The 16,032-nt window shown below is 70.6% G+C and carries 6 protein-coding genes; 5 read left to right on the top strand and 1 reads right to left on the bottom strand.

Going from position 1 to position 16,032, the window contains the following annotated elements; translation table 11 throughout:
* The first annotated feature begins 150 nt into the window (after positions 1-150).
* Genes ACFYNU_RS19460 through ACFYNU_RS19445 form a run of 4 tightly spaced genes read left to right on the top strand, consistent with a single transcriptional unit; the run spans position 151 to position 9,539 of the window.
* Complete coding sequence (locus ACFYNU_RS19460) at positions 151-1,779, top strand: PD-(D/E)XK nuclease family protein (protein WP_356590783.1); 1,629 nt, start codon at positions 151-153, stop codon at positions 1,777-1,779.
* The gene (locus ACFYNU_RS19455; protein WP_356590781.1) at positions 1,776-2,933 is read left to right on the top strand and encodes a hypothetical protein; all 1,158 of its coding nucleotides are present in this window, start codon (positions 1,776-1,778) and stop codon (positions 2,931-2,933) included. The genes ACFYNU_RS19460 and ACFYNU_RS19455 overlap by 4 nt, the downstream gene beginning before the upstream one ends.
* Positions 2,926-6,546 carry a hypothetical protein gene (locus ACFYNU_RS19450; protein ID WP_356590779.1) on the top strand — a complete coding sequence of 1,207 codons (3,621 nt, stop codon included), beginning with the start codon at positions 2,926-2,928 and terminating at the stop codon, positions 6,544-6,546. The genes ACFYNU_RS19455 and ACFYNU_RS19450 overlap by 8 nt, the downstream gene beginning before the upstream one ends.
* A 35-nt stretch (positions 6,547-6,581) precedes the next feature.
* Entirely contained in the window at positions 6,582-9,539 is a 2,958-nt protein-coding gene (locus ACFYNU_RS19445) for a pPIWI_RE module domain-containing protein (protein ID WP_356590777.1), read from the top strand.
* 6 nt (positions 9,540-9,545) lie between these two features.
* Here ACFYNU_RS19445 and ACFYNU_RS19440 read toward each other — a convergent pair whose 3' ends face one another.
* Positions 9,546-10,511 carry a serine/threonine-protein kinase gene (locus tag ACFYNU_RS19440; protein ID WP_356590775.1) on the bottom strand — a complete coding sequence of 322 codons (966 nt, stop codon included), beginning with the start codon at positions 10,509-10,511 and terminating at the stop codon, positions 9,546-9,548.
* Positions 10,512-10,756: 245 nt separating this feature from the next.
* Between ACFYNU_RS19440 and ACFYNU_RS19435 the strand changes: the two genes are divergently transcribed.
* A complete protein-coding gene (locus tag ACFYNU_RS19435; RefSeq protein WP_356590773.1) occupies positions 10,757-15,988 on the top strand; it encodes a DEAD/DEAH box helicase in 5,232 nt (1,743 codons plus the stop codon).
* The last annotated feature ends 44 nt before the right edge of the window (positions 15,989-16,032 follow it).

The raw sequence follows: 16,032 nt of genomic DNA, 5'->3' as shown, positions 1-16,032 counted from the left end.
CCCCTCGTTCCACGCGAATACCTGCCACACCCCCACACCATAGCGTTTCATGGATGCTTCGCGTTGCATCGCTTGACTTAGTTCACAGAGATGCGCTTCTCTGGGCGAGGTCACTCCCTCTCGACACGCAAGGGGTCCATCGTGACGCTCATGCCCCCTCCCCTCCGGACAAACGGCGATATTCGTCTGATCCGCACCTCTCTGCCGCTTCTCCGGGAGGACACGCGGGACTGCCCGCGCGGCAACGCGGTGCGGGCCAGGCCACATCTGGAGCAGGTTCCCGAGCGGGTACGCCGCAAGCCCATCGAGGACTTCGCTCTGGGACCGGTGATGGCGGCTCTGGATGCGATCGAGCACGAGGGCGTGAATCCGGAGAACGCCCTGCGGGGCCTCGCAGGCAACCGCAAATACCACCCCGCGCATATGCGTTGGGCTGACGGTGCTGTGCGAAACTATCTCGCCGCCCGGCAGTCGGCCCAGGCGGAGCGGCAGCGGCAGGGACGGCCGCCGGTCTTCTCCGTACAGGAGGAGTGGACGGTCGTGACCAAGCTTGAGGCCCCCGGCCCGCACGGTGCGATCCGCTACGAACGAACCGCCTGGGGACGTCGCTACGCCTCCGCCGACGGTGCCGAGCGCGAACTGTGGCTGCTCTCCGTCAACTCCGTGAAGCGGGACCGGCCGATAGCCGAGATCGCCGAGGCCGCTTCGGTCGCCGCGACCGGCGCGCCGTCCCGAGCCGCCTTCCGGGACATCCACCGCCCCGTCGCCGGGTCCACTCTGCGTCCCGACCGGGTCCGGGTCGTCGGCGTGGGTTGCGGCGACGGCACCCATGACATCCTCGCCGACTGGGACGCGGACGAATGCGCCCGGCGCTACGAGGCCCACGCCAAGCCGGTTCTCGGCCGGATCGTCTCCGACGACCGGCTCATGCCCGGCTCCAGCTGCGAGAAGTGCGAGGCGCTCAGCGGCTGCGAGCAGCCGCCCCGGACGCCGGGCCTGCTGGGCGCGCCCGCCCCGCGTCGCCCGCGCAAGCGCCGCTCGGTCTCCGTCTCCGACCTGCGCGCGTACGCCAGTTGCCCCGCGCTCTTCCATCTGACCCGGGTCCTGCACCTCAAGTCCCCCGAGCGCGAGGGCATGCCGATCCGGCGCGGTCGCGCGGTCGATGACTGGCTCAACCGCGCCCACGCGAAGGGGAGTTGTCGCGGCGTGGCCCTCCCCGATGCGCTGGCGGGACTGAGTGAGGACGAACAGCCGGCCGCACTCGCCATGCTCGCCCAGCACATCCGCGCTTGCCCGCTGGACGGCATCGGCGCCGACGAGAAGGTGGAGGTGCAGAAGCGGCTCACGGTCTATGAGCCCGAGATCGACGCGGTCATCGTCGCCGACGCGGATCTCCTCTACACCAGGGCCGGCGGCTGGATCTGGCACGAGACAAAGACCACGGCCAAGAGCCTCTGGGAGGGGCGCGAACTGCTGGAGAACTACCCGCAGTTGGCGCTGGCGGTGCTCATGATGGCGGCGGGCGTCCCGGACGGCGATCCCCGGCGTTCCCTGATCGAGCTGGAGATCCTGTACGAGAACGGATCCCGGTGCGAGGAGGTCGACCCCGGCGAACCCGACACGCTCGCGACCGCCCGCCGAGTGATCAAGGAGCTGGCGTCCGGCTGGGCCGGTGACGAGAGGTACGAGCCGACACCGGGTGATCAGTGCGGCAGGTGCGAGATGCTGCGGCACTGCGACGCTGGCCTGGCCCAGGTCGACGCCGGGCGGCCCGTATGACGGCCCCTGACGATCTTCCGCCGCCGTCCTCCATGTGGTTCACGCACCGTGGTGTGCCGCTGATCCGCACCGTCGCTTCGGCCTTGACCACGCTCGACGCGGCCACTGGCCTCGACTCCTTCACACTTCCCTACTCGCCCGAGGTCCAGCGAGCGTTGGACCGGACCGTCCTGGCCTGCCTGGAGCGTGGAGCCGAACCCCCGCTGAGCCTGCCGGACCTGCTGAGCTGGTGCCGGGAGCGGCCGGTGGCCGACTGGCCGGTCGATCTGCCCGCCGACGTGGTGGGCCCGGAGGATCTACTGCTCGACCCGGAGTCCTCGCGGCCCACTGAGCTGTGCCACGAGTGGGCCGAGCGGTGCACGGACAGCGCCGAGCGGCATCGTGACCGAGAGGTGGTCATCGCCGCCCTGCGGCTGTGCCGGGAGCACGGCGAGGAGGACGCGTACACGGCGTTCCGGCGGCTGCTCGTGGAGCGACCCGTGCTGACGTCTGCCGAGGCCTTTCTGGTCTCCGTCGACCATGTGCTCGACCCTGTCAAGGAGTTGGTACGCCGTATCTACCGACCGGTGCCCGACAGCTTCCTGCGGCGCGGCCAGTACGCGGTCTGCGAGCGCTGCCGCACCCTCCTCACTCCGGTCGGGGACGGTTCGTGGTGGTGCGAGCGCGATCGCTGCCGCCGCCAGGGGGAGCCGCCGATCGAGCGCCGGATCTCCCGCGACGAGTCCGGTGAACTGCTCCAGCTGGAGCGCCCGTTGCGTCAGTTCGTCACCGGACCCGGCCAGGCGGAGGCCGATTTGGAAAAGGCGCTGACCGCATTTGGTCTGCGGGTGCGGATGTGGCCGGGCTTCGACGCGTACGACCTCCATGTCACTTTTCCCGACGGCTGGGTGTGGGCGGTCGATGTGAAGGATTGGGCGCACCCCGCCTTCCTGGGGCGGGCGGCTCGTCCCGTCCCCCGCACCCCCGCGTACGACGAGGCGTTCTGGGTGGTGCCGCAGGGGCGGGTGACCGACCGGCCCGGCTACCTCGCCTCGTACGCACGCAACCGGCCCGCGAGCGCCCGCGACCTGCCGCTGCTCACCGACACCGCCCTCAAGACGCGGGCCCTCACCCGGCTGCGGGGGCACGGAAGCGAAGGAGAGCACGATGCGTGACCGCGACGGCTGGCACAAGCCGGTCAGCAAGGAACTCAACGGACGGTGGGACGAGGTCCCCGCCGAACTGTCCGGGGTGAAACCGGCTCTGCTGTGCCAGGTGGAACTGGCGCTGCGGATGCTGGAGAGGATCGCCCCGCAGGAGCCCGCCGAGGGTGCGTACGTCCTCTTCGGCGGTTATCCCTTCGTCCGTGCCCGGGGGCTGGTACGCGATGCCGCACACGAGGTGATGCTGTCCGCGGGCCGCCATCTGCTGTGGACACTTCGCCGTCGGCGCACCTGGCGGCAGGCGCTGGACACCTACCGCGCTCTGCCGGCCCGGCTGCGCGCATACGAGGTGCCCGAGGACGGCTCACCCGCCGTGCCGCTCGTACCGGCGGTCGCCTCCGACCGGTTCAGGGAGTACGACAATGCGCTGGCCTCGTTGCCGCCGCTGGCCCGCAAGGCGCTCCCCCTCGCTCCGCCGGGGCGGGCCACGTTCCTCGCCTGGCGTCGCGCCACCTCCGTCGCCCTTCCCGAACGTCCGCGCCCAGAACCGGTGCCGGGCCACCGGCCCGAGGAGGGGCGGCCGGGCGCCGGGGCGCCCCTGACCCTCACCCGGGCCGAACTCACCGTGACCGCACGCTGGATGGACGAGACCGAGCGGGAGAACGACGCGGCGAGCCCCGGCCACTGGCAGGCGCGTCTCGCGGAGCTGCGGTTCGCTCCGCGAGACGCCGACGGGGTCTCCTTCACGGATTCCGAGACCCTGCGACTGGACGGGCTGCTGCACCTGGCCGGCATGGTGGGCGCGGGCAAGTCGACCTTGATGACCCTGATCGCGGTGTGGGGCGCCCGGCGGGGACTGCGGACCACCCTGGTCGTCGGTGACGTGGCCGAGCAGCTCCGGCTCAGCTCGCTCATCGGTGAACTCCTCGATACCGAGGGACAGCGGGCCTCGCCTGTGCTGGGCCTGACGACCCGACAGACGCATGTTCAGCGGCTGCACCGCCGACTCGCCGCCCGCGGCTTGGAGAACTTGCTCGATCACGACGCCCCCGGCTTTGACGACCTGAGCACCGTCTGCGTGGTAGACGCGTTGCGCGGCACGGAGACGGCCGAACCGCTGCGGTACGCGGACGCGCCCTGCGTCTCACTGCACCCGGAAAAGAAGAGCCGCGTGGAAGAGGCGGGGCCCGTACCACTGCCCGAGCCGTACCAGCCGGGTGGGAGCCCGGCCGGGTCGACGGAGGAACGCCCGGCCGAGCCGAAGGGTGCACCACACGGCTGCCCGCTCTGGCACGCCTGCCCCCGGCACCGCTCCGCGCGCGATCTGGTGGACGCCCTGGTCTGGGTGGCGAATCCGGCAAGCCTGGTCCAGTCCTCGGTACCGCGTCACCTGGGGGACGAGCGGCTGCGCCATCTCGAACTGGCCTGTATGCGCAGTGACATCGTCATCGTGGACGAGGTGGACTCGGTGCAGATGAAGCTGGACGAGATCTTCGCGCCGTCCGCCACCCTGGTCTCCCCCGGCATCGACTCCTGGCTCGACCAGGTGCAGACGCACCGGATCGCGGAACTGGCCAAGCAGGGCCGGCTCCCGCTCACCGACCAGGAGATCGAGCGCTGGTCCGCCTCGTTGACGGTGGCGCACTCGGCGACGGACCGGCTCTACAAGATGCTGATCTCGGACGCAGAACTGCGTGAGTGGGCCGACATCGAGTATTTCAGTCCGTGGACGCTGCAGGAGAAGCTGCTCGGCGACTGGTTCTCGGCCGACAGAGCGACCGGTCCCACGGACGGTGTGCTGGACGAGGCCGAGCTGTACGAGGCGTACGAGGACGACGCTCCCGAACCCGAATCGGCCGGCCCCGAGACCGACGCGCGGCGGGCTGAACTGACGGCTCTCTTCGACGCTTTCCGAGACGATCCGCTCGGCGGCCATGGGCGCTATCTCGATGAGACGGACGACCTCGTCCGGCTCGCGCACGATCTACTGACCACGCTGTCCGCACCGGAGACCAGGGGCCGGGTACGGGACGTGCTGCACCCGCTGCTCGATGGGACTCCGGCGGCCGACCGGAGCGGGGACGCGAAGTGGTTCGATCTCACCGCGCGCCGCCTTGAGTTCACGCTGCTCCTGAGCGCGCTGAACCAGCGGCTGGACCGGCTGGTCTTCCTGTGGCCACAGGTCGAGGCGGCCCTGCACCTCGACTCGACGGGCAACGAACTCTCCCGCCGCCCTCCGCTCGACTACGCGCCACTCGTCCCCGAGGCCCCGATGGGCAACGTCCTGGGCTTCCAGTACCTGCCCGACGACAGGGAACGCGACGACGACGGCCGGCACAGCGGCACCCTGCGCTTCTTTCGCTGCGCTGGTGTCGGCAGGGAACTGCTGCTCAACCTGCACGAGCTGGGGGCCGATCCGGGCCGCGGCAGACGCGGCCCCCATGTGGTGCTGATGTCCGGGACGAGCTGGGCGGGTACGTCCACCCGCGCGCATGTGCTCGCCCCCGTGGGCGCGGTCCTCAAGCCGTCCGACCGGTCGCTGGAGGCGGTGAGCCAGTCCGTCTTCTCGACGCACTTCCTCTACGACGACGAGGGCCGTCCCATGAGCCTGTCGGGCACTGAACCCAAAGCCCGCCCGGCAGCCGCGGCCGCGCTGGTGAACCGGCTCGGCTCACCGGGCCGTGGGGGCTCCCCCAGCCCGCTGGAACAGGAGCTCGCGAAGGTGGCGGACACTCGCCGCAGGCGGGCGATCCTGCTGGTCGGCAGCTACCGGGAGGCGAACACGGCGGCGGAGGTGCTGAACGGCATCGATCGCTGGCACGGCCGCGTCCGAGTGCTCGCGGCCGATGACGCGGACCTGGAACACGCCGTCCGTGGTCCCGGATCGGTGACGGGGCCCGCACCCGGTACCGCACCGGGACCCGTCACCGCGGTGCGCCGGGGGGATCTCGCCTCCTTTGCCGAAGACCCGTCCGCGGAGATTCTGGTGGCCCCCCTGATGGCGGTGGAGCGCGGGCACAACATCCTCAACGCCCAGCGCAACGCTGCCTTCGGGACGGCCCTGTTCCTCGCGCGCCCGCATCCCCGCCCCGACGACCTGTCCCTCGCCGTGTTCGCGGTCAACGACTGGGCCGCACGCTTCGTACGTGACGAACCCGGCCTGGAACAGGGCACGTTCGGCGCGCTCGTGGACAAGGCCCAGGATCTGGACACGGCCGGTCTCACCTTCCGTCATGTGGCCCGCGGGGAGTGGCGTCGGCTGCTGTCCCGTCGCTACATCTACTCGCAACTGTCCGAGCGGGAGCGGCGGTCGTTCACCTGGGACCAGCTCGTGACCATCTGGCAGGTCATCGGGCGTCTGGTGCGCGGCGGGGTGCCCGCCCGGGTCGTCTTCGTCGACGCCCGCTTCGCGCCGCGAACGGCTCGGGCCCTCGCGCCCGGCGTGGACCGAAGGCAACTGCCAGCCGAGGACGGCCTGCTGACCGGGATGCGGGATGTCCTCGCCCCCTACTTCGGCGCCGCCCCCTCTCCCGTCACCCCGGACCCCGCCGGCCCGGCCGTCGCACGTCTGCTGTACGGCCCGCTGTACACCGCGTTGCGGGACATCACCCACCACACGTCCTGATCCCGTACGACTCCGACGTCCGCGAGGAGCACACCATGGTCCACCGTTACGAGAAGATCCGCACCGCCTCCTGGCTCCCGACCGGCCCCGACGCCTCGGCTGTCGGGCGCTACCGGGCGCTGCCCTTCCCCGAGGAGTGGCGTGGCACGTTGCTCGCGCTGTGCAACGAGGGGCGTGACAAGCCGCTGGAGACCGTCCCCACCTTCCGGATGGATCAGGTCCTCCAGACTCTCGCGCCCGACCTGCTGGTCCGGCCGCGGCCGTCCCGATACGGCGGGGCGGGCCCGGACTACTGGCTGTACGCCCCTTCGGGCCTGCCGAACCCGCTGCCTAGGGCCGCCTTTCAGGGTCTTCTCAGTGCCTGGCTACGTGATCTGCGTCCCGAACCGGAGCACCGCTCCCTGCTCACCGAGACGCGCGCGCGGCTCTTCGAGTCCATGCCGGAGTGGCGGGAGGACGTCGAGGTCGAGTTGCTGCGCTGTCCGGAGCCCACCAAGGGGGGTACGGCCGCACCGGACTCCCGGCAGTTCCAGCTGACGACGGACTGGCTGGCCCGGCGGATCCTCGATCTCGATCCGTACGACTTCGGGGCGGGCCGACTGCGTTTCCGTGCCATGCCGCGCGGCCCCATGGACCAGGGGGCTGAGCTGGTGTCGCAGGCGCTGGCGCACGAGTCGCCCCGGGGGACCGAGTGGTTCTCCGTCGTTCTCAACATCACTCTCCAGACGGTGCCGTTCGACCCGTTGCCCCGGTTCCATCTGCACACCCATGTGCGGCGGTACGCCACCAGGACCGGGGCCAGGACGGGACGGCTGTATCTGCCGTACGGCCGTCGGACGACGGTCCTGCTGCGCCCGCGGGTGCCGTGGTTGCCGGGCGCCCCGGCCAGCGACCGCTTCGCCGTGGCCAGACTGGGCTGGAGCAAGGGCGGCCACGACTGGGTGGGCGGAGGACCTGCCGGGATGCTGCGGAGCATCTCTCTCACGGAGCCCTTCCCCGATGCCGAGGCGCTCCTCACCAAGCCGTCCGAGTGGATGAACGACGAGATGCGGGCCGCCGTCGTGTACAGCACGGCTATGGGCTCACACGAGGTCGGGGCGGGTCTGATGCCCCATCAGCGTTCGCAGATCACCGAGTGGGCGGAGCAGGCACTGCCCGGAGAACTGTGCCCCGCCCCCGAGTTGGTTCACACCGGGCTCGCGGCCCCGACGCCTGCAAATCCTCGCCAGGATCCGACCGGGGCGGACAGGAAGGCGGCGGCGGAACAGGACCGGGCCACGGCACGCAGGGAAGGAACGGCCGCCGCCGTACGTCAGCTCGCCGACCATCTGACCGGGGGCGACGCGGTTACGGCGGCCGGTGAACCGCCCGTGCTGGAGGCCCGGTTGCTCTGGCAGACGCCCGCAATGCGGAAGAAGGCCGTCCTCGGGCTGGTCTCCCACCTCGGGCTGGGCGGCGACGGCGGGGCTCCGGACTCCCCTCTCGGGTTCGAGCAGGGCCCGGTGGTGCTGGAGTGGCGCATGCCCGAATTGACCGTACGGCTGCGCTGTGTGAAGCTCACCGGCTCGCTCGGCGCCGACCTCATGCTGCCGGTTGACCGGCGTCCCTCGCGCGAGGCCGTGACGGCGGCGCTCGCGGACCGCCGGGCGCGGACCGCCGACTTCGTCACCGCCAACGTCGGCACCACGGAGGGGCAAGCGCCGGCGCCGAGTCTGGCCCTGGTCGAACTGGACCGGGCGAAGGACTTCTCCTCCCCCGACCACGACCCGAAGTTCGCCCTGCGGCTTGGCTGCTCGGATGCGGGCGTACTGACGCAGTTCGTCGCGGTCCCGAAGAAGGTGAAGGGGTACAACAGCGAGAAGAACGCGGACTTCAGGGCGGTCAAGGCCTGGGACGACGGTCTGCGCCAGCTCGGTGTACGGGTCCATCCCGAGCACCGGTTGAATGACCGGCTGCCCGACGGACTGCGGTACCTCGCGGTGTGGATGGTACGCAAGAACGCGCGCAGCCGCACCCGTTGGGCCGGGCATGTGCCGGTCGCGGTCCTCATCACGCCGGAGCCGGCCGGGAACGGCTGTGCCCGGGTCGAGGGCTGGCACGAGGAGACCCGACAGTGGGTGCCGTATCCGCTCATGCTGCTCGGTCTGACCCGGCGGGCGGAGGTGCCTAGAGGGACGGTGCCGGCCCCGCGTGACGGCGACGCGCCGGCTGTCCGCCCCTCGTGGCGCGCGGACATGGCGGAGCAGCGCAAGGCAGCCGAGGAGTGGTTGGAGAGGGTGCGGCGTTCGGTACGGGGCGGGCCCACCGTTCTGCTGGCACACGCACAGAACATGCGCTCGCACTGGACCTGGCTCCAGGACGGCAAGGTGGTGGCCGACAAGTTCCGGGGCGGCCACGCCCCGGCCCGGCGGCTGGAGCCGGATCTGCGGCTCGTGCGGGTTCGTACGTCCCGGGGCCGGGAGACGGCCCAGTGGTGGGCGGTGAACCCGGACGGGGCGAACGGGCTGGCGGCCCATCTGTGGAAGGACCCGTCCGTCCCCTCGGACCAGGCTCGTACGTTCTGGTCGACCACGGCCAAGGCGCAGACGTTCAAGTCGGCGGCCGTCACCGCCGACAAGCTCGCGCCGCGCTTGAACACCAAGGGGAGGCTGACGGTCGACACGGACAAGGCCGCCTGGAATCCGGGGCTGGTGGAGATCGCGGTGCTGGGCTGCCACCGCGAAGACGGTGACGATCCCGAGGCGCTGGCTCTCGCGGTGCACCAGCTCCGCCAGGCCCCGGACCTGCCGGACGCATTGAGTCTGCCGCTGCCGCTCCATCTGGCGGGTCTGGCGCAGGAGTACGTCCTGCCGACCCGGGGCGAGGCCGAGGCGGAACCGGACGCGGCGGAGGCCGCGGGTCTGGCGAAGGATCCCGGCCCGGAGGACGAGCGGCTCCAGCTCTCCCTCTTCGAGTCCGCGGCACCGGCCGACGCCCATCCGTCGGAAGGCTGAGCGCCCCTACCACGCCCCGTCCCTCTCGTTGGCCCACTGCCGGACGGGGCGCGCGTCGGGGGCCAGCGGGTGCCGGAAGGGCCGTCGCGGGTCCGCTTCGATCCACGGCACGAGCGCGGACTCGGGGCTCCCGGCGGCCGGTAGCCAGGCGGCCAGTCGCCGGTAGATCTCCCCCGCGTGCGCGGGCCGGTCGTCCGGCTCCTTGGCGAGGAGCTCCAGCACCAGACTCTCGAACTCCGCCGGAACGTCCGGCACGAGGTCGCGCAGCGGAGTCGGTGCCGCGTCGTGGTGCAGGCTGGGCACGAGCAGCGGCGATTCGTCACTGAACAGCGTTTCCCCGGTGACCATTTCGTGCAGCAGACAGCCGAGCGCGTACAGATCGGTACGCCGGTCCACCGCCGCGCCCCGGACCTGCTCGGGAGCCATGTACTGCCAGGTGCCGAGCCGTTCGCCGGTGGTGGTGAGCCGGGTGATCCCGGGGTCGAGGACCGCCGCCACCCCGAAGTCCAGCACCTTGACCACACCGTCCGTACGGATGCGGATGTTGCCGGGCTTGAGATCGCGGTGCACGATGCCCCGCGCGTGGGCCGTGGCGAGGACCGCGCAGATCTGCACGCCGACGGCCGCCGCCTCCTCGACACCCAGCCGCCCCCGCTCGGCGATGTGATCGCCGAGATCTGTGCCCTGCACGTACTGCATGACGAGGTAGTGGGTGCCCGCCTCGACACCCATGTCGTAGACGGCGGCGAGCCCGCCGTGGTCGAGGCGGGCGACGGCCCTCGCCTCCCGCTCGAAACGCGCCGCGTCCGCCGCGGCCTGTTCCACGGTGAGCGGGGAGGACGGGGTCATGGTCTTCACCGCGACATCGCGTCGGAGATGTTCGTCGTGCGCCATCCAGACCTGCCCCATGCCGCCATGGCCCAGGGGGCTCTTGACCCGGTAACGCTTGGCGATGACCGTCCCGACGTCCATGCCTGCGAGATACCTTCCGACGGTGACCGGGACGTCCGGCCGATCGTCCGCGCGTGATCACCGAGTGTGCCATCGCAGACGACGGAACGGAACCAAGTTGACTCACAGCACTCAAACACCTGCTGCGTTGACTGAGTTCACAACATCTGATGTCATGGGTCAGCCGCCTCGTTCGGGGCCGGCCCACCCACCGTGGCAAGTAGCGTGACGAACACGTGGGTCGACGGGGAGCGAGCGAGGGTTCTGTGGACGTCTTCAAGGTGCACCGCCAACTGATCACCGACTACCAGGACTTCACCTCTGGTTCCGTCCTGATCAAGAACGAGAAGATCAAGGCGAATGTCGACGACTCCCTGAAGGCCGGCGCGCAGTGGCCGGATCCCTGGCTGTCACTCAACCCCAGCTTCGCCTCGGGCGGTTCCGTAACCGAACTCTCCCGCCCGGGCGGGCTCCTGCATCCTGAATGCGACCGGATCTTCCGTACGGGGAAGACCGAGGATTCCTTCGAAGGACGCCCGGTCACCTTCCACCAGCACCAACGCGACGCGATCGAGGCGGCACGGTCCGGCGAGTCGTACGTCCTGACGACCGGCACCGGGTCCGGCAAGAGCCTGGGCTACATCGTGCCCGTCGTCGACCGGGTGTTGCGAAGCCGTGAGGAGGGCGCGACGGGTGTGCAGGCGATCATCGTCTATCCGATGAACGCGCTGGCCAACAGCCAGGAACTGGAGCTGAGGAAGTTCCTGACCCACGGCTACGGCGAGGGCAACGAGCCGGTCAGCTTCGCTCGTTACACCGGTCAGGACGACGAGGCCGAGCGGGCGAGGATCATGGAGAACCCGCCCGACATCCTGCTCACCAACTACGTGATGCTGGAACTGATGCTGACCCGCCCCCGTGAGCGCAAGGGGCTGATCCGGGAGGCCCGTGGCCTCAAGTTCTTGGTCCTCGACGAGCTGCACACCTACCGCGGCCGGCAGGGCGCGGACGTGGCTCTGCTGGTCCGCCGTGTACGTGACGCCTGCGAGGCCCCCGATCTCCAGTGCGTCGGCACCTCCGCCACGATGGCGTCCGGCGGATCCCTGGCCGACCAGCGCGGCACGGTCGCCGAGGTGGCCACCACCCTCTTCGACGCCACCGTGTCCCCGGAGCGGGTGGTGGGCGAGACCCTCGTACGGGCCACCCGTCCCGACACGGCGTCGGACAAGGAACTGGCCGAACGGGTACGCGCCGACGCCCCGTCCACCGACCACACCACTCTCGCCGCCGACCCGCTCGCCGCATGGATCGAGTCCACCTTCGGCCTGCGCACGCTGAGCGGTGACCCCGACGACGGAAAGCTCGTACGGGCCCGGCCCACCACCGTGCAGCTCGCCGCCGAGAAGTTGGCCCGGCGCACGGGCGAGTCGTACGAAGCCGCCCTGGCCGCCATCAGGAACACCCTGCGGGCCGGTTCCCAGGCCAAGGACCATGCAACCGGCCGGGCACTCTTCGCGTTCCGGCTGCACCAGTTCCTCTCCAAGGGCGACTCGGTGTACGTGTCACTGGAGGACGAGGACACCCGTCACATCGGGCGCAGCTACCAGCAGCGAGTGCCCGGCCAGAAGGACAAGATCCTGCTCCCCCTGTTCTTCTGCCGGGAGTGCGGCCAGGAGTATCTGGCTGTGGCCAGGGAGACGCGCGCCGACGGCACCACCCTCTTCCGGGACCGCCGCGAGGGCGACGAGGACAACGGCTACCTCTACATCAGCGCGTCCTTCCCCTGGCCCGAACAGCCAGGCAAGGCACTCGACGACCAGCGCTTCCCGGAGAGCTGGGTGGCCACCGACGCCAAGTCCGGTGCGCCGACGCTCGTCCCCAGCCGATCCAAGCGTGCTCCACAGCCCGTCTGGGTCACCCCCGACGGCACAGCGGTCGAGCGCGGACAGGGCCTGTACGCGGCGTTCCTGCCGATGCCGTTCATGTTCTGCCTCGGCTACGACTGCGGGGTCAGCTACGAGTCGGTGCGCGGCAACGACTTCCCCAAGCTGCTCTCCCTGGAGCGGGAGGGCCGCTCCTCGGCCACCTCCATGATCAGCGCGAGTGTTGTGCGCAGCCTGAAGGCCATGCCCGAGTACGAGTTGGACGAGGACGCCCGCAAACTCCTCACCTTCGTCGACAACCGGCAGGACGCCAGCCTCCAGGCCGGACACTTCAACGACTTCGTCCAGGTGACCCAGTTGCGGGGCGCCCTCCACCGCGCGGCGGCCGAGGCACCGGCGGGGCTCAGCCACGAATTGGTGGCCGGGCGGGTTGTCCACCACCTCGGCCTCGCGCCCGCCGCGTACTCCGCCAACCCCCGCGAACTTACCAATCAGGCCGCCCGCACCCGGCACGCGCTGAGCGAGGTCGTCGCGTACCGCCTCTACCTGGACCTGGAGCGCGGCTGGCGCATCACCATGCCCAACCTCGAACAGACCGGTCTGCTCCGGATCGACTACGCCGATCTGGCCGAACTGTGCGAACGCGACGACCTGTGGGAGGGGGCGGCGGGCCCGCTGCGCACCGCCGCGCCCGGGAAGCGGGCCGAACTGTGCCGCATCCTGCTGGACGAGCTGCGCCGGGTCCGGGCCATCGACGTGCCGTACTTCACCACCACAGGCTTCGACGAGATCCGTAAGCTCTCGCAGCTCCTGGTGGACCCGTGGGGACTGGCTGAGGGCGAGCGCACCCCACCGCCCACCGGTACCGCATTCGCCCGCGCGGGGCGCCCCGGCCGTGCGCGCGGCGAACTGACGCTGACCCCGCGCGGCGCTTTCGGCCGCCATCTGCGGCAGGCGGGCCAGTTCCCGGACTGGGGGAAGGAGATCGGTACCGATGAGTGCCAGCAGATCATTCGCGACATGCTGGCCGCCCTCAGCGACGCCGGTCTGCTCACGGAGGCCGTCAACGCCCGGGATGGAGGGGGCCAACCGGGCTACCGGATCAACTCCACCACCTTCGTCTGGACCGCGCGTGACGACGAGATGGGCCCGCCCGACCAACTCCGCCGTACGTTCGGCAACGGCTCCGGGCCGCGCGCCAACCCGTTCTTCAAGAAGCTGTACACCGACATCGCGACCACCTTCACCGGCATGCTCGCCCGTGAGCACACCGCGCAAGTCCCCGCCCCGCTGCGCCGGGAGCGCGAGGACGATTTCCGTAAGGGGGTCCCGCTGCCGCTGCTGTACTGCTCGCCCACCATGGAACTCGGCGTCGACATCGCCAGCCTGAACGCAGTCGGCCTGCGCAACGTGCCGCCCACCCCCGCCAACTACGCCCAGCGCAGCGGCCGCGCGGGCCGCTCCGGACAGCCCGCCCTGGTCACCACGTACTGCGCCACCGGCAACAGTCACGACCAGTACTACTTCAAGCGCTCGGCCGACATGGTGTCCGGCTCCGTCGCCGCTCCCCGCCTCGACCTCGCCAACGAGGACCTGATCCGCTCCCACGTCCACGCCCTCTGGCTGTCCGAGACGGAGCTACATCTGGGCCGGGGCATCACCGAACTCCTCGACGCGGACGGCGAAGAGCCGTCGCTGCGGCTTCTGCCGACGGTCACCCAGCAGACCGAGGACGCGGGCGCGAAGCGCCGTGCCCTGCGCCGCGCGACCGCCGTACTCGCCCACGCGGTGGCGGACTTCGAGGAGACCGCCTGGTGGGACGCCCACTGGCTGGAGCGGCAGGTCGAGGACGCCCCCAAGGCGTTCGACCGGGCGCTGGACCGTTGGCGCCGGCTCTACGAGAAGGCCCTCCAGGAGAGGGCGGTCCAGCACAAGCGCATCCTCGACCACACCCTCAACCGGGACGCGTCGGAGCAGGCGAAGCGGCGCCGCGCCCAGGCGGAGACCCAGCTCAAACTGCTGAAGAACGAGGAGCGCGGCACCGGCTCGGTGCTCTCCGACTTCACCCCCTACCGCTACTTCGCCTCCGAGGGGTTCCTCCCCGGCTACTCCTTCCCCCGGCTGCCGCTGGCCGCGTTCATCCCGGGCACCGGCCGGACCTCACGCGGCGGGCGTGACGGTGACTTCCTCCAGCGCTCCCGCTTCATCGCCGTCCGCGAGTTCGGTCCCGGGGCCCTGATCTATCACGAGGGCAGCCGCTTCCAGGTGGACCGCATCCAGCTCCCCACCGACTCCGCCGGCGACCTCACCACCGACGAGGCGTCCCACTGCGGGCACTGCGGCTACCTCCATCTGCCCGAGGACCGCCGGGACGTCTGCCTGGTCTGCGGTCAGGAACTCGGCCCCAAGCGGCTCGGCCTGCTCCAGCTTCACACCGTTTTCACCCGGCGCCGCGACCGGATCTCCTCCGACGAGGAGGAACGGCAGCGGGCCGGCTACGCGGTGGAGGTGTCCTACGCCTTCGCCGGTGACGCCGAGCGACTGCGGCAGCTCACCGCCCGGGTCTCCGACAGTGCGGGTGACCTGGCCACCCTGGCGTACGGCGACAGTGCCACCGTCCGCCTGACCAACCTCGGCTACCGCCGCAGCGTGCGCAAACACGAGTACGGCTTCTGGCTCGACACCGTCGAGGGCAAGTGGCTCGACTCGAAGAAGGGCAACGACAAGCCTGGCCGTAAGACCAGCGAGGAGCAGGACGGCCTGGAGAAGGCGGAGGATGTCACGCGCAAGCAGCGGGTCATCCCGTACGTCCAGGACAGCCGCAACATCCTGGTCCTCAAGCTCGCCGAGAGCGTCCCCGAACAGGTGGCCGTGACCTTGCAGTACGCGCTGGAACGCGGCATCGAGGCCACCTTCCAGCTGGAGGACTCCGAGCTGGACAGCGAGCAACTGCCCCCGGACGACGGCCCGCGCGACCGCATCCTGTTCTACGAGAGCGCGGAGGGCGGTGCCGGTGTGCTGCGGCGGCTCCAAGCCGAGCCGGGCGCGCTGCGCGAGGCCGCCGCCAAGGCACTGGAGATCGCTCACTTCACGCCGGACGGCAAGGACGACTCCGCCGGCCCGGACCACTGCGAACTAGGCTGCTACGACTGCCTGTTGTCCTTCGGCAACCAGCGCGTGCACCATCTGATCGACCGGACCCAGGTGCGTGACCTGCTCCTGCGTTTCGCCTCCGCCGGTGCCGTCTCCGAGCCCCCGGACGCCACCCGCGACGAGCACGCGGCGAAGCTGACGGAGAACGCCGACTCGGAGCTGGAGAAGGGCCTCGTCGGCTTCCTCCAGGCACGCGGCCACCACCTCCCCGACGCCCGGCAGACCCTGGTCACCAGTGCCCATGCCCAGCCCGACTTCGTCTACCGCCTCAAGAGCGGCCCAGTGGCCGTCTTCGTCGACGGCCCCCACCACGACGACGCGCACCGCGCGATCCGTGACGAGGAGGCCGAGGAACGCCTCTACGACGTCGGCTGGGACGTGATCCGCTTCCGATACGACGACGACTGGGCCGAGGTCGTGGCCCGCCACCCGAGCGTCTTCGGCACCGGCAGCGATTCCTGACCCGCCCGGCACAATGAGCAGCGCGCCAACCCCCTGTGTGTGAT

It is taken from the genome of Streptomyces sp. NPDC006643, from assembly GCF_042870175.1.
Classification (GTDB): Bacteria; Actinomycetota; Actinomycetes; order Streptomycetales; family Streptomycetaceae; genus Streptomyces.
Note: the sequence above shows the minus strand (reverse complement) of the source record. Positions and strands in the feature narration are given on the sequence as shown.